Source organism: Pseudonocardia sp. Ae717_Ps2, from assembly GCF_001932475.1.
Lineage (GTDB): Bacteria > Actinomycetota > Actinomycetes > Mycobacteriales > Pseudonocardiaceae > Pseudonocardia.
In genome coordinates this window covers 5,964,770-5,989,611 of the sequence record NZ_MCIS01000001.1, presented here as the reverse complement: position 1 = coordinate 5,989,611, position 24,842 = coordinate 5,964,770, and the positions used below count along the sequence as shown (strand labels likewise).

The 24,842-nt window shown below is 75.3% G+C and carries 23 protein-coding genes; 16 read left to right on the top strand and 7 right to left on the bottom strand.

What is annotated here, in order from left to right; all coding sequences use genetic code 11:
- Nucleotides 1-32: 32 nt before the first annotated feature.
- The 4 genes from Ae717Ps2_RS27690 to Ae717Ps2_RS27675 are packed head-to-tail and all read left to right on the top strand — an operon-like array spanning nucleotide 33 to nucleotide 6,531.
- A complete protein-coding gene (locus Ae717Ps2_RS27690) occupies nucleotides 33-2,249 on the top strand; it encodes a DUF6541 family protein (RefSeq protein ID WP_075309143.1) in 2,217 nt (738 codons plus the stop codon).
- A 27-nt stretch (nucleotides 2,250-2,276) separates the two neighbouring features.
- Nucleotides 2,277-3,044 carry a class I SAM-dependent methyltransferase gene (locus tag Ae717Ps2_RS36475; RefSeq protein ID WP_075309145.1) on the top strand — a complete coding sequence of 256 codons (768 nt, stop codon included), beginning with the start codon at nucleotides 2,277-2,279 and terminating at the stop codon, nucleotides 3,042-3,044.
- A 2-nt stretch (nucleotides 3,045-3,046) separates the two neighbouring features.
- The gene (locus Ae717Ps2_RS37485) at nucleotides 3,047-4,888 is read left to right on the top strand and encodes an arabinofuranosyltransferase (RefSeq protein WP_158071552.1); all 1,842 of its coding nucleotides are present in this window, start codon (nucleotides 3,047-3,049) and stop codon (nucleotides 4,886-4,888) included.
- A gap of 35 nt (nucleotides 4,889-4,923) precedes the next feature.
- Nucleotides 4,924-6,531 carry a hypothetical protein gene (locus tag Ae717Ps2_RS27675; RefSeq protein WP_075309147.1) on the top strand — a complete coding sequence of 536 codons (1,608 nt, stop codon included), beginning with the start codon at nucleotides 4,924-4,926 and terminating at the stop codon, nucleotides 6,529-6,531.
- Here Ae717Ps2_RS27675 and Ae717Ps2_RS27670 read toward each other — a convergent pair.
- Nucleotides 6,524-7,408: a glycosyltransferase family 2 protein gene (locus Ae717Ps2_RS27670; RefSeq protein WP_075309149.1), complete on the bottom strand. Its 885-nt coding sequence runs from the start codon at nucleotides 7,406-7,408 to the stop codon at nucleotides 6,524-6,526. The genes Ae717Ps2_RS27675 and Ae717Ps2_RS27670 overlap by 8 nt on opposite strands.
- 84 nt (nucleotides 7,409-7,492) lie before the next feature.
- On the opposite strand from Ae717Ps2_RS27670, the gene Ae717Ps2_RS27665 reads away from it, so the two are divergent.
- Complete coding sequence (locus Ae717Ps2_RS27665) at nucleotides 7,493-8,560, top strand: hypothetical protein (protein WP_075309151.1); 1,068 nt, start codon at nucleotides 7,493-7,495, stop codon at nucleotides 8,558-8,560.
- 69 nt (nucleotides 8,561-8,629) lie between these two features.
- On the opposite strand, the gene Ae717Ps2_RS27660 is transcribed toward Ae717Ps2_RS27665, so the two are convergent.
- From Ae717Ps2_RS27660 to pseB, 3 genes are read right to left on the bottom strand one after another with little or no spacing between them, the layout of a single operon-like run.
- The gene (locus Ae717Ps2_RS27660) at nucleotides 8,630-10,030 is read right to left on the bottom strand and encodes a lipopolysaccharide biosynthesis protein (RefSeq protein ID WP_158071551.1); all 1,401 of its coding nucleotides are present in this window, start codon (nucleotides 10,028-10,030) and stop codon (nucleotides 8,630-8,632) included.
- Nucleotides 10,031-10,035: 5 nt separating this feature from the next.
- The gene (locus tag Ae717Ps2_RS27655) at nucleotides 10,036-11,166 is read right to left on the bottom strand and encodes a DegT/DnrJ/EryC1/StrS aminotransferase family protein (RefSeq protein WP_075309155.1); all 1,131 of its coding nucleotides are present in this window, start codon (nucleotides 11,164-11,166) and stop codon (nucleotides 10,036-10,038) included.
- A gap of 13 nt (nucleotides 11,167-11,179) precedes the next feature.
- Nucleotides 11,180-12,163: a UDP-N-acetylglucosamine 4,6-dehydratase (inverting) gene (gene pseB / locus Ae717Ps2_RS27650; RefSeq protein ID WP_075309157.1), complete on the bottom strand. Its 984-nt coding sequence runs from the start codon at nucleotides 12,161-12,163 to the stop codon at nucleotides 11,180-11,182.
- Between the two features lie 78 nt (nucleotides 12,164-12,241).
- Here pseB and Ae717Ps2_RS27645 point away from each other — a divergent pair, with 78 nt between their 5' ends.
- The 8 genes from Ae717Ps2_RS27645 to Ae717Ps2_RS27610 all read left to right on the top strand — a co-directional run bounded on the left by Ae717Ps2_RS27645 (nucleotide 12,242) and on the right by Ae717Ps2_RS27610 (nucleotide 19,738).
- Nucleotides 12,242-12,967: a cytidylyltransferase domain-containing protein gene (locus Ae717Ps2_RS27645; RefSeq protein ID WP_233147696.1), complete on the top strand. Its 726-nt coding sequence runs from the start codon at nucleotides 12,242-12,244 to the stop codon at nucleotides 12,965-12,967.
- Nucleotides 12,968-12,972: 5 nt separating this feature from the next.
- Nucleotides 12,973-14,496 (top strand): bifunctional UDP-2,4-diacetamido-2,4,6-trideoxy-beta-L-altropyranose hydrolase/GNAT family N-acetyltransferase, encoded by a 1,524-nt coding sequence (locus Ae717Ps2_RS27640; protein WP_075334057.1) that lies wholly within the window; start codon nucleotides 12,973-12,975, stop codon nucleotides 14,494-14,496.
- Between the two features lie 68 nt (nucleotides 14,497-14,564).
- Nucleotides 14,565-15,146: a biotin transporter BioY gene (locus Ae717Ps2_RS27635; protein WP_075309161.1), complete on the top strand. Its 582-nt coding sequence runs from the start codon at nucleotides 14,565-14,567 to the stop codon at nucleotides 15,144-15,146.
- Nucleotides 15,147-15,308: 162 nt separating this feature from the next.
- A complete protein-coding gene (locus Ae717Ps2_RS27630; protein ID WP_233147695.1) occupies nucleotides 15,309-16,487 on the top strand; it encodes a hypothetical protein in 1,179 nt (392 codons plus the stop codon).
- Nucleotides 16,484-17,599, top strand: coding sequence for a thiolase family protein (locus Ae717Ps2_RS27625; RefSeq protein ID WP_075309163.1), 1,116 nt, complete (start codon nucleotides 16,484-16,486; stop codon nucleotides 17,597-17,599). The genes Ae717Ps2_RS27630 and Ae717Ps2_RS27625 overlap by 4 nt, the downstream gene beginning before the upstream one ends.
- Complete coding sequence (locus tag Ae717Ps2_RS27620; RefSeq protein ID WP_075309165.1) at nucleotides 17,596-18,273, top strand: energy-coupling factor ABC transporter ATP-binding protein; 678 nt, start codon at nucleotides 17,596-17,598, stop codon at nucleotides 18,271-18,273. Before Ae717Ps2_RS27625 ends, Ae717Ps2_RS27620 begins: the two co-directional genes overlap by 4 nt.
- Entirely contained in the window at nucleotides 18,270-18,887 is a 618-nt protein-coding gene (locus tag Ae717Ps2_RS27615; RefSeq protein ID WP_075309167.1) for an energy-coupling factor transporter transmembrane protein EcfT, read from the top strand. Before Ae717Ps2_RS27620 ends, Ae717Ps2_RS27615 begins: the two co-directional genes overlap by 4 nt.
- Nucleotides 18,884-19,738 carry an alpha/beta fold hydrolase gene (locus Ae717Ps2_RS27610; RefSeq protein ID WP_075309169.1) on the top strand — a complete coding sequence of 285 codons (855 nt, stop codon included), beginning with the start codon at nucleotides 18,884-18,886 and terminating at the stop codon, nucleotides 19,736-19,738. Before Ae717Ps2_RS27615 ends, Ae717Ps2_RS27610 begins: the two co-directional genes overlap by 4 nt.
- Here the strand turns inward: Ae717Ps2_RS27610 and Ae717Ps2_RS27605 are convergent.
- Nucleotides 19,735-20,175: an Rrf2 family transcriptional regulator gene (locus Ae717Ps2_RS27605; RefSeq protein WP_020626834.1), complete on the bottom strand. Its 441-nt coding sequence runs from the start codon at nucleotides 20,173-20,175 to the stop codon at nucleotides 19,735-19,737. The genes Ae717Ps2_RS27610 and Ae717Ps2_RS27605 overlap by 4 nt on opposite strands.
- Before the next feature lie 163 nt (nucleotides 20,176-20,338).
- On the opposite strand from Ae717Ps2_RS27605, the gene Ae717Ps2_RS27600 reads away from it, so the two are divergent.
- Complete coding sequence (locus Ae717Ps2_RS27600) at nucleotides 20,339-21,463, top strand: NADH:flavin oxidoreductase (RefSeq protein ID WP_075309171.1); 1,125 nt, start codon at nucleotides 20,339-20,341, stop codon at nucleotides 21,461-21,463.
- A 9-nt stretch (nucleotides 21,464-21,472) separates the two neighbouring features.
- Here the strand turns inward: Ae717Ps2_RS27600 and pseI are convergent, their stop codons facing one another.
- A complete protein-coding gene (gene pseI, locus Ae717Ps2_RS27595; protein WP_075312573.1) occupies nucleotides 21,473-22,531 on the bottom strand; it encodes a pseudaminic acid synthase in 1,059 nt (352 codons plus the stop codon).
- Between the two features lie 10 nt (nucleotides 22,532-22,541).
- Nucleotides 22,542-23,543: a putative sugar O-methyltransferase gene (locus Ae717Ps2_RS27590; RefSeq protein ID WP_075309173.1), complete on the bottom strand. Its 1,002-nt coding sequence runs from the start codon at nucleotides 23,541-23,543 to the stop codon at nucleotides 22,542-22,544.
- A gap of 129 nt (nucleotides 23,544-23,672) precedes the next feature.
- On the opposite strand from Ae717Ps2_RS27590, the gene Ae717Ps2_RS27585 reads away from it, so the two are divergent.
- The gene (locus Ae717Ps2_RS27585) at nucleotides 23,673-24,350 is read left to right on the top strand and encodes a glycosyltransferase family 2 protein (protein WP_020626830.1); all 678 of its coding nucleotides are present in this window, start codon (nucleotides 23,673-23,675) and stop codon (nucleotides 24,348-24,350) included.
- A gap of 17 nt (nucleotides 24,351-24,367) precedes the next feature.
- The gene (locus Ae717Ps2_RS27580) at nucleotides 24,368-24,826 is read left to right on the top strand and encodes a DUF2304 domain-containing protein (protein WP_226361410.1); all 459 of its coding nucleotides are present in this window, start codon (nucleotides 24,368-24,370) and stop codon (nucleotides 24,824-24,826) included.
- The last annotated feature ends 16 nt before the right edge of the window (nucleotides 24,827-24,842 follow it).

The window sequence follows — 24,842 nt, the reverse complement described above, 5'->3', positions numbered from 1 at the left end:
GGACCGGCGCCGGGAGAGGAGCCGCGACCTCGATGGCCGGACCCACCTGGCTGTCCGCGCTGCCCACCGCGCTCGTCGCGGTGTTCTGGGTGGTCGGGCCCGGTCTGCTCGTGCTGCGGGCGTGCGGGGTCCGGGGCGTCACGGCATGGGGTCTCGCACCGGTCGTGTCGACCGCGGTGATCTCGTCCACGGCCGTGCTGGGCACCCTCGCCGGGGTGCGCTGGGGGCCGTGGGTGCCGCTGGGCGTCGCGGTCGTGCTCGCACTGCTCGGCGGTCTGTTCCGGGTCTTCGTCGCCCGGCGCCCGCCCGGCAGCGCGCTGCACCGTGGCTGGCGGACGGCGCTGCGGTCGTGGGCCCCGGGCCGGCGGCTCCGGGCCGCGCTGGACCGCGTCCGCACCCCGAGGGGCCGGTTCGCCAAGCGCCCCGAACCGATGACGGCCGCGATGCCCCAGGTGTGGCGGACCTCGGCCCAGCGGGCGGGCGCCGACGGCCGCCGGGCGGGGATCGCCGCCGCGGCGGGCGTCGTCGTCGCGGCCGGGCTGGCGTGGTGGACGGTGGTGCTCGGCTTCGGCCCGGTGGACGGCCTGTCCTCGACCTACGACGGCGTCTTCCACTACAACGCCGTCGCCCACATCCTGCAGTCCGGCGACGCGTCGTCGCTGACGCTGGGGTCGCTGACGAACCCGTCGTCGGCGGTGGCGCTGTACCCGGCGGGCTGGCACGACCTGGTGTCGCTGGTCGCGATGCTGTCCGGCAGCGGGGTCCCGGTCGCGACCAACCTGACGGCCTGGGTCGTGGCGGGGGTGGTGTTCCCGCTGTCCGTGGCGGCGCTGACCCGTCAGGTCATGGGCCCCTCGTCCGGTGCCGCGCTGGCCGCGCCGGTGCTCGCGACCGGGTTCACCGCGCTGCCGTGGGCGCTCATGTCGTTCGGGGTGCTGTGGCCGAACCTGCTCGGGGTGGCGCTGCTGCCCGGGTACCTGACGCTGCTGCTGGCCGTCGTCGGGGTGGCCGAGCGCAGCGTGATCGGCGCGGGCGGGGCGGCGTTCACCCTGGTCCTGACACTCCCCGCGCTCGGTCTCGCCCACCCGAACGCGTTGTTCAGCCTCGCGGTGCTCGGCCTCTTCCCGGTGCTGTGGGGCATCGGCGTGCTCGCCCGGCGACGGCTGCTCACCCGCCGGTTCTGGCAGCCGGTGCTGGCCGCGGTCGGCGTCGCCGGGATCGTCGCCGCCGTCCTGTGGTTCATGACGGCCTCGCCGCTGACCGCCGGGGTCCGCAGCTTCGACTGGCCCGCGTTCACCGACGTGCCGACGGCGATCGGGCAGGTGCTGTTCAACTCCCCCAACGGCCGTCCCGAGCTCGTCGTGCTGTCGGTGCTGGTCGTCGTCGGCGCGGTGGCCGCGCTGCGGCACGTCGCGACCTCGTGGCTGGTACCCGCGCACCTCGCCTCCGGCGCGCTCTACGTGCTGGCCGCGGCCGACGACGGGAAGACCTCCGCCGCCCTCACCGGTGCCTGGTACAACGACTCCTACCGGCTGGCGGCGATGGTGCCCGTCACCGGGGCCGTGCTGGCCGTGGTCGGGCTGTGCGCCCTCGCGTCGGTCCTGCGCCACGTGCTGCTGCGGATCCCGCGCACCGCGACCCTGGCGCGGCGCCGGGTGGTCGCGCCCGCGCTCGCGGCGGCGCTGCTCGCGGTCGTCGTCGCCACGACCGGCGGGATGTCGGTGGCGACGCACGCCGACGTCCTGGCCGGGCCGTACCAGCAGCCCTCCGACCCGCTCCTCGAACCGGGGCAGCGCGAGTTCCTCGACGAGGTCGGCCGGATCGTCGGCCCCGACGACGTCGTGGCCGCGGACCCGTTCACCGGCGACGCACTGCTGTTCCCGCTGACCGGCCGCCGGGTCCTGTTCCCGCACCTCATCGGCAACTGGACCCCGGAGCAGACACTGCTGGCGACGCGGTTCCGCGACGTCGGGACCGACCCGGCCGTCTGCACGGCGGCCGCCGACCTGGGCGTCGACTGGCTGTTGACGGGGCCGATCACGTTCTGGCCGAACCACGGCGGCGCCCGCTGGTACCCGGGTCTGCACGACATCGCACCGGTGCCCGGGTTCGAGCTCGTCGCGACGGGCGGAGGCCAGGAACTCTGGCGGCTGACGGCCTGCACACCGGGCGCGCCGGCCACCCCGCAGGCCCAGGCGTTCGCCCCGCCCGGTCCCGACGCCCCGTCCCCGTCCCCGTACGGTGGGTGACCCCCCGACGCCCTCGACGGAGCCCACGTGACCGAACTCCCCGAGTACGAACGCTCCCTGCGGATGGTCGAGCGCCGCAGGCTCGCGACCGGCTTCGCGAAGCAGATCGCCATCACCACCGAACCCGCTCTCGACGTGCCGTTCCGTGACGCACGGGTGGTCGATCTCGGCTGCGGGTACGGCTACACCGCACTCGAGCTCGCGGGCCTGTGCCGGGAGGTCGTCGGCATCGAGCCGAACGGTGCTCTGGCCGCCGAGGCGACCCGCCTGGCCGCCGAGGGCGGCCGCGAGAACTTCACGTTCCGTGTCCAGGGCATCGGCGACTTCGGCCACGGCGACGACGCCGGGGCCTTCGACGTGGCCGTGCTCGACAACGTCCTGGAGCACCTCGACGACCAGCCCGACGCGCTGGAGCGGATCGCGTCCTGCCTGCGGCCCGGCGGCGTCGCCTACATCCTGGTGCCGAACCGGTGGTGGCCGATCGAGGCGCACTACTCGCTGCCGTTCCTCGCGTGGCTGCCGCTGCCGCTGGCGACCCGCTACCTGCGCTGGTCGGGACGCGGCAGCGACTACACCGACGCCAGCTACGCCCCGAGCTACCTGCGGATGCGCCGGCTCCTCGCGCAGCGACCCGACCTCGACGCGCGGTTCACCGTGCCCGGCGACGTGAGCCTCGCCGAGGGCGGCGGATCCCGGCTGTACTCGCTCGGGGTGGCGGCGCTGCGCCGGTTCCCGCCGCTGTGGGCGATCTCGAAGGCGTTCCTCGTCGTCGCCGTGAAGAAGAAGCAGCACTGACCGTGGCGCGACGGCTCCTCGCCGCGGCCGACCTGGTCGTCGGCCCGGTCGTCGCCGTCGGGGTGGTGGCCGTCGGGCTGCTGGTCGCCGACCGGATCACCGTCCCGGCCGGGTCGAACGTGGGCCTGGCGCTCACCGCGACCGGCGGGGCGCTCGTCGCGGCGGTGCTCGCGGCCGCGGTGTGGGTCCGGTCCCCGCTGGTCGCCGCGCCGCTGGCGTGGGTGGGGCTGGCGGCACTGCCCACGGTGCCGCTGACGCTGTTCCTGGCGAACACCCCGCACTACCTGTTCGGGGTCGGCGGCGACCAGCAGTTCCGGGTCGCGTTCCTGACCCGGTTCGCGGACTCGGCGCGGCTCGCGGACTTCGCCTACGCGGACATGCCGCCGTACTACCCGGCCGCGTGGTTCTGGCTCGGGGGGCGGGCGGCGGCGCTGCTGGGCGTCGACGCCTGGGCGTTCCACAAGCCGTACTCGATCGCGACGCTGGCGGTCACCGCCGTGCTGACCTACGCGTTGTGGGCGCTGGTGACGTCCCGGCCGCGGGCGGTCGGGGCCGCCGTCGCCACCACCCTGGCCGGGTTCGTGACGCTGGCCGCGTACTCGCCGTACTCGTGGCTGACCGCGGCACTCGTCCCGCCGCTGGCCGTGCTCGGGCTGCGGCTGGTGCGGCGGCGCGGGGCCTGGGTCCGCACCGCACTCCTGGTCGGCCTCGTACTCGGCCTGGCCGCCGTCTCCCACACCCAGATCCTGGCCTTCGCGGGATTCGTCCTGGCCGTGCTCGCGGTGGACGGCCTCGTCACCCGCACGACCGGCCCGGCCGGGCTCGGCACGACCGTGGCGGTGGTCCTCGCCGCGGCGCTGCCACCGGCCATGGTGCACTGGCTGCCCTACGTGCTCGCCTCGTCCGGGAGGCCCACCTACAGCGCGGGCCAGCACTTCCTCGCCGAGGCGGGCGCCCAGTGGCCGCTGCCGATGCTGGAGGCGACCCCCGTCGGCGCGCTGTGCCTGGTCGGGACGGTGTGGATCGTGGTCCGCGCCCGCACCTCGACGGTGGCCAGGGCGCTGGCGGTCACCGCGCTCTGCGGCTACGCCTGGTACCTGCTCTCGACGGTCGCGCTCGCCGCCGGGACGACGCTGCTGGCCTTCCGGATCCAGCCGATCCTGACCGCGGCGCTGGCCTGCGGAGCGGTGTGGGCCGTCGCCGAGGTGGTCGGGCGGCTGCGCGCGGGCGGGGCACGGGTGGGGGCCACGGCGACGGTCGTGACCGTGCTGGGCGCGGCGGTCGTCGTCGGGCAGGTGCAGTCGGTCCCGCAGGACTACGCGTGGACCGGGACGGCACAGGACTACCGCCCCGACGGGACGCGGCCCGACGGCTCGCGGGACCCGGCCGACGCGAACGCCTGGCTCGGGGACCTGCGCACCACGATCGACGGTCTCACCGGTCGCCCGCCGCGGGAGGTCGTCGTCGCGAGCGCGAACGCGACCCTGCTCAGCTACACGCCGTACTTCGCGTTCCAGGCCTCGCAGCCGCAGTACGCGAACCCGCTCGCCGACTACCCGGCCCGCACCGACGAGCTCCGCCGGTGGGCGGCCGCGACCGACCCGGGCCGACTGCTCGCCGCGCTGGACCGCGGCCCGGTGCGGGCGCCGTCGGTGTTCGTGCTGGAACGGGCCGCCGACGGGACGCTGCGGCTGCCGCTGGCGCAGGACCGCTTCCCCGACCCCCGCCAGGGTGCCGACCCCGCGGTGTTCGCACCGCAGCTGTTCGACGACCCGGCCTGGCAGCGGCGCGACGTCGGCCCGTACGCGGTGCTGGTGCGGGCCGGCGTCCCCGCGGTGCCCTGAGGCCGCGATCTCGTCGGTGCGCGAGAATCGCGCACATGTCGACCGCGACCGACGACCGCGACACCGCGGACACCCCGTCCGAGGGGTGGCCGACGGGGCGCCGCCGCGACCCGGCCGCGCGCGCCCGCCGGTGGCCGACCGACCGGCCGGTGCTGCTGGCCGCCGCGATCGTCGCGCTCGCGGTCGGGGTGTGGGCGTGCTGGTCGGTGACCGTCGACGACGCGTACATCACCTACCGCTACAGCGCGAAACTCGCGCACGGCTCCGGCCCGACCTGGAACCCCGGCCAGGACCCGGTGGAGGGGTTCACGAACTTCACCTGGATGGTGTGGCACGCACCGTGGGTGTGGCTCGGCGTGCCGCTGCCGGTGGTCTCGAAGCTGACCGCGGCCGCGTGTGCCGCGGCGATCGTGTGGGTACTAATCACCGAGCCGCGGACCCGCTCGGGTGCGGTGCTCGCGGCCGGCTCGTTCGTGCTGTTCCTGCCGACCTGGGTGCACGTCGACTCCGGCCTGGAGACCGCGCCGTTCGCACTGGTCGTGCTGCGCGCGACGGTGCTGGCGGCCCGGCTGCTGCGCGACCGGGACGCGGCGGTGCGGAGCTGGGAGATCCCGGCCCTGCTGCTGCTCGCGGGGACGCTGCGCCCGGACGGCGTGCTCGGCGTGCTGCCCGCCCTGTCGGTGCTCCTGTGGGTGCGGCGCACCGACCGGTCGGTGTGGGTCGCGACAGCGGGCGCCGCGGTGGTCGGCGGTGTCTACCTGGCCGCGCGATGGACGTACTTCGGGCACCTGCTGCCGAACACGTTCTACGTGAAGGTCGGGGTGGAGGCCGCCACCGACGGCCGCTGGATCCAGACGACGGCGGCCACCCTGCTCCCGCTGCTCGCGCTCGCCGTCGCGGCACTGCTGCGGCCGCGCACCGCGGCCCCGGCCGCGCTGGTGCTGGCGAGCTGCACCGCGCTGTGGATCATCCCGGCGCTGTCGGCGCCCGCGATGGACTACCTGTCCCGGTTCGCCTGGCACGGGTTCCCGATGCTCTGCCTGGCCGCGGCGTGGGCACTGGACACCGTCGAGGTCCGGCGGGTCGCGGCCGGTGCCGCCGCGGTCGGGGTCGTGTGGACGGCGGCGGCGGGCGTCCTCGCCCCGGACGCCCGGACCATGGTCAACTACGGCGACGACCTGCGTCGCTCCCACATCGCGATCGGGCTCGCCCTCGCCGACACCGACCTCCCGGCCGGCGAGCGGACCCTCGCGGTGTCCGACGCCGGCGCGATGCCGTACTTCTCCGGTTGGCGGACCACGGACTACATCGGACTCAACGACGAACGGATCGCGCACGGCGCGAACCCCACCGACGTGCTGCTGGCCGACGACCCGCAGGTCGTGGTGGTCACCAGCTCCTCGCCGGTGCCGCCGCCGGGGTCGTGGCGCACCGACCTCACACGGGTGCTCGCCGGCCGCGAGCTCGTCGGCGTCGCGCAGATGCGCCCCGAGTACTTCCAGCTCGTGTTCGCGAAGCCGGACGTCGCCCCGCAGGTGAGGGCGGCGCTGGACCGGCGCCTCGCCGAGGGTCGCGCGGTCACCGACGCCCGCCTCGACCCCGGCTACTCCCGCTGGCTGGAGCGGATCCTCGGCATCAGCTGAGGCCGAGGGTGTGCCCGGCCAGGGCACGCAGCGCGGCGGCGTCGCGGCGCAGCACCGCCCCGGGCAGCTGGACGGCGGCGTTGAGCCGCGACGACACGTGCGCGCGGGCGGCACGGGCGGCACGGGGCAGACCCCGGGCCTCCATCCGGTCCGCCTCCGCCGCGAAGTAGCGGCGCTCCTCGGCGAACCGGTTCCCGGCGACCGCACCCGATCCCGAGTCGCTGGAGCGGTGCCGCCGGTAGCGGAAGCAGACGTGGTCGTCGACGACCATCGTCCCGCCGTCGGCGATCACCGCGACCGGCAGCGCCAGGTCGAACACGTCCGCGGACTCCGGAAGCGCGACCTGCGCCACCGCGTCGGTCCGCCAGCACAGCGACGGGTTGTACAGCCAGTTCCCCCGCAGCAGGCTCACCAGAAGGTCCTCGCCGCCGACCGCCCGCGGGCCGGATCCGGACGGCGCGAGCAGCGCCTTGACCCGGTCGGCGAGCGGGCGAACCGGACGGTCGTCGGCGTCCATCACGGCCACGCCCGGCTGCACCACCGCGGCGTCCGGCCAGCGCTCGTGCAGCGCCAGGACGGTGTCGAGGTAGTCGGGCTCCATCAGGTCGTCGGCGCCCATCATCACGAAGTACGGCAGCTCGACCGCCTCGATGCAGTACCGGTTGTTCGGCTGCGCGCCGAGCCGCGTCGCGTTGCGGCGGTACCGGATCCGGTCGTCGCCCAGGCCCGCGAACCAGGGCCCGATCGAGTCGTCGGGGTAGCCGTCGTCGACGACGGTGAGCCGCCAGTCGGTGCGGCGCTGGGCCTGCACGCTGCGGACCGCGCGGCGCAGGAGCTCCGGGTCGCCGTAGAAGGGGAGCATCACGTCGACGGGCACGCGCCCGACGGTAGCGAGCCGCACCCTGGCTAGGATCACCCGGCCTCACCGGCCACGACACCAGCCACGACCCGGAGCACGGCGATGGACATCCAGAACCACTACTACGGCCACTCGGCCGTCCTCGCCGCCTACGCCGGACTGTCCCGGCCCCGGCACATCGCCGGTCTGCTGCAGCACGGCTGGACCGCGGTCTCCCCCGTCGCCGCGCACTTCGCGGACTTCCCGACGGTCGGCACCGACCCCCGCCGGCGACGGCTGCTGGTGTGGTCGCACGGCTGCCGCGGCTGGTCCCCCGCCGACGAGGACCGCGAGACCACGCCGATCGGTGCCCCGGTGCTCTACCTGGAGGCGCTGCTGCGCGCGCAGGGCTGGACGCCGTCGGACCGGCTCGGGCCGGTGTTCGTCCCGTTCCACGGCACCCGGCTCGTCCGCGTGACCGGCACGCACGCCGACCTCGCTCGTCAGGTCGCGAGGGTCGACGGCCCGTCGACGGTGTGCCTGCACCACGAGGACATGACCGACCCGGAGATCACCACCGCCTGGCGCGACGCCGGGCACACCCTGGTCACCGCCGGGCGGCGCGACGACCCGCACTTCCTGCTGCGGATCATGCACCTGGTCGGGAACGCGAGCCGGGTCTCGTCGAACCGGCTGTCGACGGCCGTGCTGTACGCGGCCGCCGTCGGCACCCCCGCCGGGGTGTGGGGTGACCCGCTGACGTTCGGGGCCCAGTCGTCGTCGGCGGTGGACGAGCTGCGCGCGACCTGGCCGGAGTTCCACACGGTCGATCCCACCGACGGGGCCCGCCCGGAGTCCGGCGCCGCGGAGGCCGACGCCGCCGCGACCGCGCTCGCCCGCCGCGAGCTCGGCGCCGAGCACCTGCTCGACCCGGACGCGCTGCGCACCGTGCTCGGCTGGGGCCGCACCCCGAGCGTCGGGCCCGGCCTGCAGTACTACGCGGCGTCGCCGCTGGCGAAGGCCGCGATGGTGCTCGGGCTGACCCAGCGCTCCGCGGCCAGCACGCAGGCCATGTCGGCGGGCAGCTCGAACCCGCTGCTGTGGCTGCGCCACCCGCTGGCCGCGCTGCCGAAGCCGCTGCCGCGCGGACTGCCCACGCCGATCGCGACCGAGGAGCCCCTCGACGCCTGACCATGATCGCCGGGAGCGGAGCGGAGCGGAGGACGCAGCCGACTGCTCCCCGCGCTCCACTCCCGGCGATCATGACGGTCGGAAGATCCGGCGGACCAGCACCAGCAGGGCCACCCCGAGCAGCGCGGCCAGTACGAACCGCACCGACAGCCACAGCGCGCCGTCGGACGGCAGCAGCACCCCGGCCCCGCACACGACGACGCCGACGGCCAGCGGCCCGGCCAGCACCGCCTCCCGCCAGCGGGTCGGTGACACCCGCCGACGCAGCAGCGACGTCCCGGCCGCCAGGGCCAGATAGATCAGCGGGAACCCGGCGGCGACCGCGGTCAGCGACCCGGTCCGGGCGAGCAGCACCGCCGCGACCACCCCGAGCACCAGGCTGACCGGGCTCGCGATGGCGAGCCCGCCGCTGCGGCCGGACGCGAACACCAGGTGCACGTTGGCCAGGTAGACGACGCTCACCACGGCGCCGAGCGTCGCGACCGCGGTGACCGGCACCAGCTGCTCGGGGGCGAACGAGGCCGGGGCGAGGATCCGCAGCAGGAACGGGGCGAGCAGCGCGACCCCGCCGGCCAGTGCGGCGGTGACGACGCCGACGTCGCGGGCGGTGCATTCCAGCGCGGCGCCGCGGGCATCGGGGGCGGTCCGGTAGATGACCGGCGCCCAGGCGTTGTTCAGCGCGGAGACGATCATGGCGGGGGCGGAGCCGAGGAGCAGCGCGATCTGCATGCGGCCGCCGTCGGCGACCCCGAAGTAACGACTCACGATCAGCACGAGCGCGTTCTGCACGAGCAGCAGCGCGACCAGGTGCGGGACGGCGGGCAGCCCGATCCGCAGCGCCCGGCCGAAGTCGCCCCGCGCGGTGCGCGGGCGGCCGCCGCGCAGCGCGAGCACGAGCCCGATCACCGCGGCCGCGAGGTAGCCGAGCAGCAGGCCGAACAGGTAGTCGTCGGCGTCGCTCGCCCGCCACGCGACGAGCGCGAGCCCGGCGAGCGGTCCGCCGAGCGTCGCCACCCCGGACATGACGACGAACGGCACCGGCCGGTCCTGCACCCGCAGGAACGCCTGGGCGTTGAGCACCACCACGAAACCGGCCGCGGCCAGCCCGGCGAAGACCAGGCCGGCCCGCCAGGGCACCGACAGCACCGGGAGGCTCCACCAGGGACCGGCCAGCACCGCGACGACGACCACCACCAGCGACAGCGCGCTGCCCTGCAGCACCAGGGCGCGTGCGCCGTCGGCGCCGGAGCTCTCCAGGATCCCGTGCCGGGTGATCGACGACGCCAGCCCGAACCCGACGACCATCGCGCCGACCTGCACGAGGATCAGCCCGACCGCGACGACGCCGTACTCGGCGTCGCCGAGCAGCCGGGTCACGAACGGGGTGACGACGACGTTGGCGAGGATCGGTGCGACGCTGCCGAGGGTGTAGAGCGAGCCGCGCCCCAGCACCTCGCGACTCGCGTCCACCGAGGTCACCCGCTGTGTCCGAAGAAGGTGCGCACCAGACCGGCGACCCGGTCGACGTCGGCGTCGGCGAGATCGGGGAACAACGGCAGCGAGATCTGCTGGGAGTAGTACTCCTCGGCGTTCGGGCACAGGCCGCGGCGATGGCCGAGGTCGGCGAAGACCGGGTGCCAGTAGGCGGGGATGTAGTTGACCTGCACCCCGATGCCGTGCTCGCGCAGGTACTCGAACAGCGCGCGGCGGCGGCCGTCGAGCACGCGCAGCGGGTAGAGGTGCCAGGCGGGCTCGGCGCCGTTGCGACGGACCGGGGTGCGGACCTCGGGCACGTCGGCGAGCGCGGCGTCGTAGCGGGCGTGGATCTCCCTGCGCCGCGCGGTGAACGCGGCCAGCCGGGTGAGCTGGGAGGATCCGAGCGCGGCGAGCAGGTCGGGCAGCCGGTAGTTCAGCCCGAACGCGTGCACCTCCTGGTGCCACGGGCCCTCGTCGGGGAAGCGCTGCGCGTCCTTGTCGCGGACGAGGCCGTGGTTGCGGAACGACCGGGCACCCGCCACGAGGTCCTCGCGCGGGGACACGACCGCGCCGCCCTCGGCGGTGGTGAGGTTCTTGGTCGGGAAGAAGCTCAGCGTGGTCAGGTCGGCCAGGTCACCGACCGGGCGGCCGTGCCAGGTGCCGCCCACGGAGTGCGCGGCGTCCTCCAGCAGCAGGGCGCCGGCGTCGTGTGCCAGCGACCGCAGCGGTCCCGTGTCGATCGGGTGGCCGGCGTAGTCGACCCCGGCCACGACGGTCGTGTTCGGTGTCAGCGCGGCCTTCGCCGCGTCCGGGTCGAGGTTCCCGGTGTCCGGGCTGACGTCGGCGAACACGACGTTCGCGCCGAGCAGGGCCGCGGCGCTCGCCGTCGCGACGAAGGTCAGCGGGGCGACCACCACGTCCTGGCCCGGGCCGACCCCGGCCGCGGCGTAGGCGACGTGCAGCGCCGCGGTCCCGCTGGTCACGGCCACCGCGGGGTTCCCGCAGACGGCCGCGAGGTCGTCCTCGAACCGGGTCACGGCCGGGCCGGTGGTCAACCAGTCGGTCCCGAGGACCGCCGTGACCGCCTCGACGTCCTCCGACGAGATCGACTGCCGGCCGTAGGGGAGCATCAGGCGCCGCCCATCAGTCGAGCGCCTCGACCATCGCGCGCAGCTGCTCGGGGGACAGCCACAGGTCGTTGGTGTCCGACCGGTACGCCTGCCCGTCCGGGACCGGTTCGCCGTCGGCCGGGGAGGTGTAGCCCCAGCCGGCGATGTAGGGCTCGACGACGTAGCGGTCGGCCAGCTTGAGGGTCCGCCGCGAGTCGTCCGCGGCGATCATCTCCTCGTGCAGCTTCTCGCCCGGTCGGATCCCGATCTCGTGGGTCGCGGCGCCGGGGGCGATGGCCTCGGCGAGGTCGGTCATCCGCATCGACGGGATGCGCGGCACGTACAGCTCGCCGCCCTGCATCGCGTCGAAGGAGTCGATGACGAACTGCACCGCGTCCGGCAGGGTGATCCAGAACCGGGTCATCCGCTTGTCGGTGATCGGCAGCGACTGGCCGTCGGCGGCGAGCTTCTTGAACAGCGGGACGACCGACCCGCGGCTGCCGAGCACGTTGCCGTAGCGGACCACGGCGAACCGGGTCTCGTAGGCGGCGGCGTAGTGGTTCGCGCTCACGAACAGCCGGTCCGCGCACAGCTTGGTGGCGCCGTAGAGGTTGATCGGGCTCGACGCCTTGTCCGTGGACAGCGCGACGACCTTCTTCACCCCGGCGTCGATCGCGGCCTCGACGACGTTCTGCGAGCCCTCGACGTTGGTCCGGATGAACTCGAACGGGTTGTACTCGGCCGTGTCCACCTGCTTGAGCGCGGCGGCGTGCACGACGTAGTCGACGCCGTGCATCGCGCGGCGCAGGCGCGGCTGGTCCCGGACGTCACCGAGGAACCAGCGCAGCCGCGGGTCGTTGTCGAACAGCGACCGGCACTCGTACTGCTTGAGCTCGTCGCGCGAGAGGATCACCAGCCGGCGCGGCTCGTAACGGTCGAGCAGGGTGCGGACGAAGGCCTTCCCGAAGGACCCCGTCCCGCCCGTGACCAGGACCGACGAGCCCTTGAGTACCGACATCACGCCTCCAGATCTGCGGAATTTCGTCCGCCCGGCATGATGGCACGCGATCGATCGGACGAATCGAAGCAGGTACGGGTGCGGGTCAACGCGGTCATCCAGGCGCGGACGGGGTCGACGCGGCTCCCGGGCAAGGTGCTCACCGATCTCGGCGGCACACCGGTGCTCGACCGGGTGGTCGCGGCCGCCCGCGCCGCCTCCGGCGTCGACCGGGTCGTGGTCGCGACCTCGACCGCCCCGGGCGACGACGCCGTGGCCGAGCGCGCCGCGACGATCGGCGTCCCGGCGGTGCGCGGCTCCGAGGACGACGTGCTGGCCCGCTTCGTGCAGGCCGTCGACGAGCACCCCTGCGACGCCGTGGTGCGCCTGACGGCGGACTGCCCGCTGCTCGACCCGGCGCTGGTGTCGCTGGTCGCCGCGGCCTGGCGGTCCGCGCCGGAGCAGGACTACGTCGCCACCACCCTGGTGCGCACCCTGCCGCGCGGCCTGGACGTCGAGCTCGCCCGCGTCGACGCGCTGCGCGCGCTGGCCGGCACCGCGACCGGGTACGACCGGATCCACGTGACCTCCGGCCTCTACGGAGACCCGGACCGGTTCCGCTGCCTCGGGCTCGTCGTCGCCCCGGCCGCCGACGACCTGCGCGTCACCCTGGACACCGTCGACGACCTGCACGCCCTGACCGGGCTGGTCGAGGCCCTGGACGGGCGCACCGGGTGGCGGACGGTCGTCGATGTGCTGCGGTCGCGGCCGGACCTGGTGGAGCGCAACGCGCACGTCCGTCAGAAGTCCCTCGCCGAGGGGTGAGCGGGATGCGTCTGCTGCTGCGCTGCGACGCCGGACCGTCGACGGGGGTGGGGCACGCGGTGCGGTGTGCCGCGGTCGCCGAGGCGGCGCTGCTGTCCGGGCACGAGGTGTTCTGGTCGGGCCGGCTCGACGGGCTGGGCTGGCTGTGGTCCGGGCTGGTCCGGGAGCCCGGCCCCGTCCTGCCCCCGGCCGACACCGCCGGCGGGCTCGCGGCGCTGGCCCGTGAGCACCGGATCGACGCCGTGCACGTCGACCACTACCTGCTCGGCGACGACCTGCGTCCGGCCCTGAACGACGCCGGGGTCGTGCTGTCCACCGTGGAGGACTTCGCGACCGGCCGGCGTCCCGGTGACGTGGTGGTCGACCCGAACATGGGAGCCGAGGACCACCCCCGCCCCGACGACGGCTCCCCCGTCCTGCTCCGCGGCCCCGGCTACGCCCCGCTGCGGCTGACCGCCCGCCGTGCCCGCACCCGGCGGGCCCTGCGCGCCGCCGACGCCCCCGGCGCCGGGCCGCCCCGCGTGCTGGTCGTCATGGGCGGGACCGACGCCGCCGGGCTGCTGCCCCGGGTGGTCGCCGCCCTCGCCGCCGCGGACGTCGCCGCCGAGGTCGACGTCGTCGTCCCCGGTGGGCGGCCCCTCGACCTGCCCGCCGACGGGCCGGCCACGTTCCGGGCGGTGCCGCCGCTGCCCGACCTGCCCGCCGCGATGGCCGAGGCCGACCTCGTCGTCAGCGCGGCCGGGACGACGGTGTGGGAGCTGTGCTGCGTGGGTGTCCCGATGGCGCTGGTCCGGGCCGCGGACAACCAGACCGAGGGCTACCGGACCGTCGTCGACGCCGGGGCCGCCGCCGGGCTGGGCGGGACCGCGGACCTCGTCGACCCGGCCGCCGCCGCGGCCGTGCTGCGTGCCCTGCTGACCAGCCCGGGCGACCGCGCCGCGCTCGCCGACCGGGCCGCGACCGTCGTCGACGGCGAGGGCGCGGGCCGGGTCGTCGACGCCGTGGCCACCGCGGTGGGCACGTCCGGCGGCCGGGAGGCACGCGTCGCCGCCGAGGGCCGGGTGCTCGCCCGGGTGGTCCGGGCCCGCCCCGCCCGTCCCGGCGACGCCGAGCTGCTGCTGGCCTGGCGCAACGACCCCGACACCCGTCGCTGGTCACGCAGCCACGACGCGGTCGACCTCGCCACCCACCGCCGCTGGCTCGCCAGCTCGCTGGACCGCGACGACCGGCTGCTCCTGGTCGTCGCCGACGCCAGGGGGCCGGTCGGCACCGTCCGCTGGGACCGGGACGGGAGCGGCTGGGAGGTCTCGATCACCGTCGCCCCGGAGCGTCGTGGCGAGGGGCTGGCCCTGCCCATGCTGCGGGCCGGGGAGGACGCGCTGCGGGCCTGTACCGGCGCCGGGACCGCGGTGACCGCCGTCGTGCACACCGGCAACGACGCCTCGGCCCGGCTGTTCGCCCGCGCGGGCTACGGCGAGCCCGGCGCCCCCGACGCCGACGGATTCCGGACACTCCACCGCGTGCTCTGACAGGTCGGAGCCGTGATGCAACCCGCACGACGCACCTCCGGCACGCCGACGTGACCTACCCTTCGCGCGTGTCCGGATCCCGTCCTGCGCTCCCCGCGGCCGATCTCGCCCGCGTGGTCGTGTTCGCCGCGTTCATCGCCGTCCTCGGGCTGTTCCCCGGCTTCGCCGGAGTGGCCGGGGTGCCGATCGTCCTGCAGAACGTCGGCCCGATCCTGGCCGGCGTGATCCTCGGGTGGCGGCTCGGCACGGCGTCGGTCGCGCTGCTCCTGGTGCTCACCGCGGTCGGGCTCCCGCTGCTGTCGGGCGGCCGCAACGGCGCCGCGTTCTTCGGACCCAGCGGCGGGTTCCTCGTCGGCTGGCTGCTGTCCGCGCTGGTCGCGGGCCTGGTCGTGACGCGGTTCCGGTCGCGGTCGCTGCCCGTGCTGCTGCTGGCCTGCGTGGCCGGGCTGCTCGCCGACTACGTGATCGGCATGCCCTGGCTGGGCGTCTACATCGGGGACGTCACCGGCGGGATCGTGCAGTCCCTGGTCTTCGTGCCCGGTGACCTGGTCAAGATCGTGCTGGCCGCGCTGGTCGCGTCGCTGGTGCACCGGGCCCTGCCGGACCTGCTGCCGGTCCGGTCCGCGTCGTCCGAGCCCCGGGTCCGGTGAGCGGGACCGGCATCGACTCCCCCGGCGTCGACCCCCCCCGACCACGACGACGGCTCCGCGCCCGTCGTCCCCGCTCCGTGGCTGCCCCGGGGGCTGGCCGACGCCGTCGCCGTCGCCGGGGAGCGCCTGGCCCGGCTCGGCGTGCGGGCCGGGGAACGCGTCGTGCTCGACACCCCCACCCGGGCCCGGTGGGCGGTCCTGCCCCACCTGCTCGCCGCGGACCGGCTGGGCGCGGCGTCGCTGCTGGCCGACACCGGCTGGACCGTCCGGGAACGCGCCGCGGTGCTGGCCGACGCCGCGCCGCACCACGTCGTCGGTACCGACGGCCGGGCCGCGACCGCCGAGGGGGGACCGCGGACACCGGGGCTGTTCCTGCTCCCGACGACCTCGGGGAGCACGGGTGTCCCCAGCGTGCTCGGCCGCGACCGGCGCTCCTGGCGGATCGGGTTCGACCTCCTCGGCGGGCTGCCGGGCCCGGTCCTCGTGCCGGGGCCACCGTCGTCGACGCTGTACCTGTTCGGGGCGCTGCACGCCCTGCACCACGGCCTGGGCCTGGTCACCCGCGGCCGGCTCGACCCGACCGACCTGCCCGACGGCGGTTCGGTCCACCTCGTCCCCGCCCAGCTCAGCGCGCTGCTCGACGAGCGGGAGCGCCGTCCGGGCGGTCAGGTGCCGCGGGTCGTGGTGTGCGGCGGCGCGCACGTCGCGCCCGGGGTCCGGGAGCGGTGCGCGCGGCTGCTGCCCACCACCACGCTGCTGGAGTACTACGGCTCGGCCGAGCACTCGCTGATCGCCACCCGCCGCGACGACGGCCCGCTGCGCCCGGTCGAGGGCGTGCGGCTCGCCGTGCACGACGGCGTGCTGTGGGTGGACAGCCCGCAGTCGGTGCGCGGCCGGTTCACCCGCGGCGTGCTCGAACCGGCCGCCCCCGGACCGACGACCGTCGCGGACCGTGCCGAGCTCACCGCCGACGGCGGTCTGACCGTCCTCGGCCGCGCCGCCACCACCATCTCCTCCGGCGGGACGCTGGTCGCCGCCGAGGAGGTCGAGCAGGTGCTGCGGGGAGTCCCGGGGGTGGACGACGTCGTCGTGGCCGGGACCCCGCACGCGTCCCTGGGCATGGTGGTCACCGCCGTGGTCGAGGCCCGCGACGACGTCCCGGACCGGCGCGCCCTGCGGGCCGCGGCCCGGACCGCCCTGTCCCCCGCGAAGCGCCCGCGTCGCTGGCTGGTCACCCGCGCACTGCCCCGGCTGGGATCGGGCAAGCCCGCCCGCGCCACCGTCGACGCCGCCCTGCGCGACGGCAGCCTGGACGCCGTACCGCTCGGGGACCCGGAGTGAGCGGCCCCGACGACGCCACCCCGGTCGTCGTCGCCGCGCGACGCACCCCGATCGGCACCGCGGGCGGGTCGCTGCGGGCGGTGACCGTCGACGCGCTCGCGGCCCCCGTCCTCGCGGCGCTGGCCGGGACCCTCGGCGGCCACGTCGACGACGTGCTCCTCGGCAACGTCTTCGGCCCCGGCGGCAACCCGGCCCGGGTCGCGGCGCTGGCCGCCGGGCTCGGCGACGACGTGCCCGGCATGACCGTGGACCGGCAGTGCGCGAGCGGGCTGTCCGCGATCCTCGCCGCCGCCGCGGCCGTCCGCGCCGGCGACGGTGTCGGGTACCTGGCGGGCGGTGCCGAGTCCCCGTCGACCGCGCCCACCCGGACCCGGGCCGACGGCACCGTCTACACCCGTGCGCCGTTCGCCCCGGCAGGCGACCCGGACCCGGACATGGGTCCGGCCGCCGACGACGTCGCCGCCCGGGCGGGTCTGTCCCGCGCCCGGCTCGACGCGTTCGCCGCCCGCAGCCACGCCCGCGCCGTCGACGCGCAGCGGGCGGGCCGCTTCGACGACGAGCTCGTCCCGGTCGCGTCCCGCACCGCCGACGAGCGTCCCCGCGAGCGCTTCACCGCCGACCGCATGGCCCGGTTCCGGCCCGCGTTCACCCCCGGCGGCGCCCACACCGCCGCGAACTCCTGCGGGGTGAACGACGGGGCCGCCGCCGTCGCCCTGGTGCCCGAGTGGCGGCGGCGGGAGCTGGGCGTGCCCGGGCTCGCGCTGGTCTCGGCCGCCACCCGCGGCTGCCCGCCCGCCGACCTCGGCCTCGGCGCCGTCCCGGCGCTCGCCGCACTGCGCGACCGACCGGCCGCCCCGGACGCCGTCGAGTTCACCGAGGCCTTCGCCGGACAGGCCCTGGCCTGTCTCGACGCCGCCGGGATCGACGAGCACCGGGCGAGCCCGGACGGGGGCGCGATCGCCCTGGGCCATCCCTGGGGCGCCTCGGGCGCGGTGCTGGTCGTCCGGCTGTTCCACCGGCTCGTCGTGCAGGGCCGCGGCGAGACCGGGCTGGCCGCGCTGTCCTCGGGCGGCGGCCTCGGCGTCGCGACGAGCTGGCGGGTGGTCCGGTGATCGGGTTCTCGGGCGTCGGGCACCGCTACGGCGAGCGCACCGTGCTGCGGGAGGTGACCCTCGCCCTGCCCGAACGCCGGATCGGGCTGGTCGGCGCGAACGGCTCCGGCAAGTCCACCCTGGCCCGCACCGTCAACGGCCTGGTCACCCCGACCGAGGGCACCGTGACCGTCGACGGCCGCGACCCCGCCCGCGAGGGCGCCGCCGTCCGCCGCCGGGTCGGGTTCGTCTTCTCCGACCCGGACTCCCAGATCGTCATGCCGACCGCGGGCGAGGACGTCGCGTTCTCGCTGCGCCGTACCGTGCGCGACCGCGCCGAACGCGCCCGGCGGGCCGAGGCGACGCTCGCGGAGTTCGGGCTCGGCGACCACGTCGAGCACCCCGCCCACCAGCTCTCCGGCGGCCAGAAGCAGCTGCTCGCGCTGGCCGCGGTGCTGGTGCTCGACCCGGACGTACTGGTCTGCGACGAGCCGACCACCCTGCTCGACCTGCGCAACCAGCGGGCCTTCGCCGACCGCCTCGCCGGGCTGCGCCAGCAGGTCCTGCTCGCCACCCACGACCTGGACCTGCTGACGGGGTTCGACCGCGTCGTCGTCCTCGACGGGGGCCGGGTCGTCGCCGACGACGAGCCGGGCCCGGCCGTGGCGTACTACCGCAGGCTCTGCGGCTCGTGACCCCGCTCGGTCTCTACTCACCGGGCACCAGCCCGCTGCACCGGGCGCCGGCCGGGCCGTCACTGCTCGTGGTGCTGGCGCTCGCGGCCGGGACGGTGCTCACCGGCGACCCGCGGGTGCTCGGCGCGCTGTGCGCCCTCGTCGCCGCCGGGTACCTGCTCGCCCGCATCCCGTGGCACCGGGTCCGGCCGGTGCTGCGCACGCTGGCGCTGCTGGCACTGCTGCTCGGCGCGGTGCAGTGGTGGCTGATCGGCCCGGAACGGACGCTGGTGGTGGTCCTGCGTCTGGTCGCCGCGCTGGGTGCGGCGACCCTGTTCACCCTCACCACCCGGGTGGACGACCTGGTCGGCGCCGTGGAACGCGGGCTCGGGCCGCTGCGCCGGTTCGGGGTGGCGCCGGAGCGCCTCGGCCTTCTCGTCGGACTGACGCTCCAGTCGATCGCCACGCTGTCCGGCATCGCCGGGCAGGTCCGGGAGGCGGCGAGGGCCCGTGGGGCGGAGCGGTCGCCGACGGCGTTCGCGGTGCCCTTCCTGGTGCGCACGCTGCGGCACGCCGACGCACTCGGGGAGGCACTGGCCGCACGCGGGTGGGGCGACGAGGATGACGACCGATGACCGACCTGCGCGACCACGTGATCCCCCGTCCCGAGGGCGACCTGCACGTCCACCTCGCCGGCGACGCCGGCCCGCCGGTGCTGCTGCTCTCCGGCGCCGGCCTGGACAACGCGCTGCTCAGCTGGCGCCACCTGATCCCCGACCTCGCGCGCGAGCACCGCGTCGTCGCCCCCGACTGGCCGAAGCAGGGGCGCAGCCGACCGTGGCACGGCCGGGCGACCCACGAGGTGCTGCTGCGCACGCTCGTCGACGTGCTGGACGACCTCGGCATCGAGCGCGCCGCCGTCGTCGGGCTGTCCCAGGGCGGCGCCCTCGCGCTGGCGACCGCGATCGAGCACCCCGACCGGGTGGAACGGGTCGTCGCGCTGGCCCCGGCCGGGACGCTGAGCTTCCCGCCCGGGCTGCACCAGCTGCTGTGGCTGACCGCGCGGGTGCCCCTGCTGTCGCGGACCCTGCCGAACCTGGCCTTCCGCAGCCGGGCCGCGGTCACCGCGTTCGCCCGCCGTGCCCTGTTCGGCGACGCCGGCCGCGTGCCCGACCTGGACGAGATCGTCGACGCCGTCCTCGCCGAGGCCCGGTCCGGGAACGCGGGCAGCTCGGACTGGCAGAACGGCTCGATCGGGTTCCGCCGGATGCGGGTCGACCTGCGCCCCCGGCTGTCGGAGATCCGCTGCCCCGCGCTGTTCGTGCAGGGCGACCGGGACGCCGGCGTCCCCGTGGCGACCACGCGCGCGGCCGCCGAGGCCGTGCCCGGCGCCCGGTTCGTGCTGCTGCCCGGGCGGGGCCACTGGTCGAACCGGGAGTCCCCGGACGAGGTGAACGCCCTGGTCAGGGACTTTCTGGACGGTTAGCGCGGCACGCTTTCCAGATCCCGCATCTCGCGCAGCGCGTCGGCCAGCGTCCGCCCCTCCAGCGACGCCTGCACCGCCTGCTCCACGTCGGCGGTCAGCCCGGCGAAGTACGCCGCGGCGTGCGGCGTGACCGGGCAGACGTGCTCGGTCTCCGGGCTGCACGCCCAGAGCGGCTTCTCCCCGACCGCGCAGCGGTGGATCTCGGCGAGGGTGATCTCCCCGGCCGGCCGGGCCAGCCGGGCACCACCGCTGCGCCCCCTCGTCGACTCGACCAGGCCCGCGGCCCCGAGCGGTACGAGCAGCCTGCGTACGAGGCTCGGGTTCGTCCCGAGGGCCTCGGCGAGCCGCCCGGAGCTGACCGTCGACCCGTCGCCCTCCGCGGCCGCGGCGAGGTAGAGCATCGCCTGCAGGGCACGGGAGAACCGAATGTCCAGCACGACGTCACCTCCCCGGTCAGAGCCCCAGACTACCCGCCCGGACGAAAAGGCGATGGTCACTGTTGCAGTTCGCCGGCCCATCTGTATCTTTGACAGGAACCATTTGACGCCTCCGCCCGGACCCGCCGACGTGCCTGGACGGCTCATCCCCCTGGAGTGCCTCGTGTCCACCCGCGCCGCACGGCTGCTCGGCCGTCCGTACTCGCTCGGCTCCGCACAGCTGTCCAACCGCATCGTCATGGCCCCGATGACCCGGTACTTCTCCCCCGGTGGTGTCCCCGGCGACGACGTCGCGGCCTACTACGCCCGCCGGGCTGCCGCCGGGACCGGCCTGATCATCACCGAGGGGACCTACATCGACGACCCGTCCGCGGGCGACTCCGCCGACGTCCCGCGTTTCCACGGCGAGGCGTCGCTGGCCGGGTGGGCGACGGTCGTCGAGGCGGTGCACGGCGCGGGCGGCCGGATCATGCCGCAGCTCTGGCACGTCGGCATCACCCGCGAGGCCGGGAAGCCGCCGTTCCCCGAGGCCCCGTCCGTCGGCCCGTCGGGCGTCGCGCTCGACGGCACCGAGGGCGCGGGGCAGGCGCTGGACCTCGCCGGGATCGACCGAATCGTCGGCGCGTTCGCCGAGGCCGCGGCGCAGGCCGAGCGGATCGGCTTCGACGGCGTCGAGCTGCACGGCGCGCACGGCTACCTGATCGACGAGTTCCTCTGGGAGCGCACCAACCGCCGCGCCGACGGCTACGCGGGCGGCCGGGCCGAGCGCGCCCGCTTCGCCGCCGAGATCGTCGCCGCGGTCCGCGAACGCGTCGCGCCCGACTACCCGGTCGTGTTCCGCTTCTCCCAGTGGAAGGGCAACCACTACGACGCGCGTCTCGCCGCCACCCCCGACGAGCTGACCGAGGTGCTGACCCCGCTCGCCGACGCCGGGGTGACCGCGTTCCACGCGTCCGGGCGCCGCTACTGGGAGCCGGAGTTCCCCGACGCCGACGCCGAGCTCAACATCGCCGGGTGGGCCCGCAAGGTCACCGGGCTGCCGACGATCACCGTCGGCTCGGTCGGCCTGGACCAGGTCTTCGACCCGGCGATGTTCGCCGGCGCCGACGCCCGCGCCGACGTGAGCGGTGTCGAGAAGCTCCTCGACCGGCTGGAGGACGACGAGTTCGACCTCGTCGCCGTCGGCCGGGCGCTGCTCGCCGACCCCGAGTGGGGCAGCAAGGTCCTGGACGGCCGCGAGTCCGAGCTGGTGCCCTTCACCAAGGCGGCGCTGGGCACCCTGCACTGAGCGGTCGGCTCAGATCAGGTCCCAGGTCAGCGGGGTGCCGCGGGCGACGTCGCGGGTGAAGGTCCGGCCCAGGACGGTGCCGATCGTGTCGGTGTGCAGACCACCCGCCGGGCGGATCGACCGGACGTTGTCCGCGGTCACCTTCTCGCCCGCGGCGACGTCGGCGACCACCCACAGCGAGCGGCGCAGCGCGAGGGTGTCGCGCTCGGACTCGCGGGGGCCGAACCGGGCCGGGCCCATCGCGCGGCGCGCCATGTCGGTCTCGGTGACCAGCGACGCCAGCTCGGCGGGCTCCAGGGAGAAGTCGGAGTCGACGCCGCCGTCGTCACGCCGCAGCGTCACGTGCTTCTCGATCGCGACCGCGCCGAGCGCGACGGCGGCGACCGGCACCCCGATGCCCGGGGTGTGGTCGGACAGCCCGATCGGCACGCCGAACGCCTCGCGCAACGCGGGGATCGTCTGCAGGTTGGCGTCGACCGGGTCCGCCGGGTAGGAGGCGGTGCAGGCCAGCAGCACGATCTGCGTCGCACCGCCCTCGCGGGCGGCGGCGACGGCGGCGTCGATCTCGGCCAGCGTCGCCATCCCGGTGGAGATCACCATCGGCTTGCCGGTCGCGGCCATCGCCCGGATCAGCGGCAGGTCGACCAGCTCGGCCGAGGCCACCTTGTACGCCGGCGCGTCGAGGGACTCCAGCAGCTCGATCGCCGTCGGGTCGAACGGGCTGGAGAACGGCACCAGGCCGTGCTCCCGCGCACGGGCGAACAGCGGCTCGTGCCACTCCCAGGGCGTGTGCGCCTGCTCGTAGAGCTGGTAGAGGTTCCGCCCGCCCCACAGACCGTGGTCGTCACGGATCCGGAAGGCCGGGCCGTCGGCGTCGATGGTGATCGTGTCGGCCCGGTAGGTCTGGAGCTTCACCGCCTGCGCCCCGGTCCCGGCGATCGCGTCGACGATCTCCAGCGCCCGGTCCAGCGAGCCGTTGTGGTTGCCGGAGACCTCCGCGATGACGAACGGCCGTTCGCCGGGTCCCACGAGGTGGCCGCCGATCTCGATCGGGTCCGGGGTGCGCATGCGCGCCACCCTACGAGCGCCGCGCGAGCACCATCACCTCGGACACCGTGCCCTCGGAGTCCTGGCCGTAGAGCCCGGCGTCGGAGTCGACGAGCTCGAACCGGTCGAACATCTCCAGGTAGTGGCGCCGCAGCATGGGCTCGCGCACTCCTGGCTTGCCGGTCGGGGAGTTGCGCAGCAGCAGCCAGCGGGCGCCCAGGTCGGTGACCAGGTTCGCGTAGTTCGCCACCACCTCGGGCTCCATCTCCTGGAAGGAGATGAAGTTGGCGAACAGGTCGACGGTCCCGGTGAGCCGGGGCAGCTGCCAGGAGCACAGCACGGTCGCCGGGTGCTCCAGCTCGTCGATCACGATCTTCTCGCGCTCGCGGGTGGCCGCGTAGTCGCCGACCTTCTCCGGCCCGAGCGCCTCGCGCAGGTAGTGCGTGGCGACGGCGGCGACCGGCGGGATGTCGACGTCGATGTAGCGCAGTCCGGGGTTGCCCGACAGCAGGATCTCCCCGAGCGTGCCGAACCCGCCGCCGATCTCCAGGACCGTCGAGACGTCGAGGTCGGGCACGGCCCGCTTGAGCATGACCAGCCCGCGCAGGTAGTTCAGCGACGACCGGCTGAACCGGCGGCCGTCGAACTCGAGCTGCTCGGCGGGGGCGCCGGCGGTCGACTCGCTGAACCCGGCGAGCGACGGCGACCGGTCGGCGGGGTCGAGGGCGGTCACCGTGGCGTGGTGGGCCCGGGCGACGGGAACCTGGTCGATCCGCCCGCGCAGCAGCGTGCCGGGGCCGCCCAGCATCCCGAACGCTCGCGACAGCATCGCCGCCGGCCTGGACACCGGCGCGTACTGCGGGGCGTAGAAGAACGTGGCCGACGGGTGCCTGCGGAACTCCGTGAACCCGCGTTCCCGCAGGTCGGCGACCACCTTCTCGAGCCCGGTCCGCCAGAAGTCCGTCGGCCGGTACAGCTCCGGCGCGCTGTCCAGATCGGCCAGCATCACCTCGAGCAGGGTTCTCGGGTCCATGTCACGAACGGTACGGAACATCACCTTCGCCCCGATCGTGACCCACCGTCGCACGGCTCGGATACCCGGACCGATAGCCTCTGCGGTGCGGCCGTGAACGGCCGCCGGTCAGTGACGAGGGAGTGGGACGTGGTCGCCGACACCGGCACCTGGGTGGTGGTCCCCGTGTACAACGAGGACACCGTCATCGCCGAGGTCGTCGCGGAGATCCGCACGGCCTTCCCGAACGTCGTGTGTGTCGACGACGGCAGCCGGGACTCCTCCGCCGAACGCATCGCCGGCACCGAGGCGCACCTCGTGCGGCACCCGATCAACCTCGGGCAGGGCGCGTCGCTGCAGACCGGGATCGACTACGCCCTGCTCCGCGGGGCGGAGCGGATCGTCACCTTCGACGCCGACGGCCAGCACGACGTCGCCGACGCCGTCCGGATGGCCGCGATCCTGCGCGGCGGCGAGGCCGACGTCGTCCTCGGCTCGCGCTTCCTCGAGTCGACCGAGCCGGTCCCGCCGCTCAAGCGGCTGGTGCTGCGCACCGTCGCGGCGCTGTCGCCGGCCAGCCGCAAGCTCAAGCTCACCGACGCCCACAACGGGCTGCGGGCCATGAACCGGGCGGTCGCGGAGGACCTGCGGATCACCATGAACGGGATGGCGCACGCGTCGGAGATCGTCGCGTCGCTGGCCCGGTCGTCGTGGCGGATCCGCGAGGTCCCGGTCACGATCCGCTACACCGAGTACTCACGATCCAAGGGCCAGTCGCTGTTCAACGGGGTGAACATCCTGTTCGACCTGTCGGTACGGCAGCGATGACCCAGGAGGCGAACACCGTGATCCTGCAGATCCTGCTCCTGGCCGCCGCGGTCGGCGCGCTCGTCTACTTCGTGCGCAGCGGCCAGAGCGTCGGCGTGCGGGCGAGCAAGCGGATCGCCTTCGGCGCGTTCATCGTGCTGAACATCTACGCGGTCCTGCGCCCGAACGACCTGACCTACCTGGCCCGGGCGGTGGGCATCGGCCGCGGCACGGACCTGCTGGTCTACCTGCTCGTCGTCGCCTTCGTGTTCGGGATGCTGAACACCTACCTGCGGGACCGGGAGATCAGCCAGCACCTGACGAACCTGGCCCGCCAGATCGCCGTCCGGGACGCGGAGCTGACCCGGCGGGAGAGCGAGCTGGAGCAGCGGCTGACCGCCCTGGAGGAGCGCGCTGCGGGGACCAACGGGCACCGGGCGGCCGTCACCGAGCCCGCCGCCGACGAGGTGGGGACGGCCCGCTCCACCAGGAGCTGAGCGGCGATCCGCACGG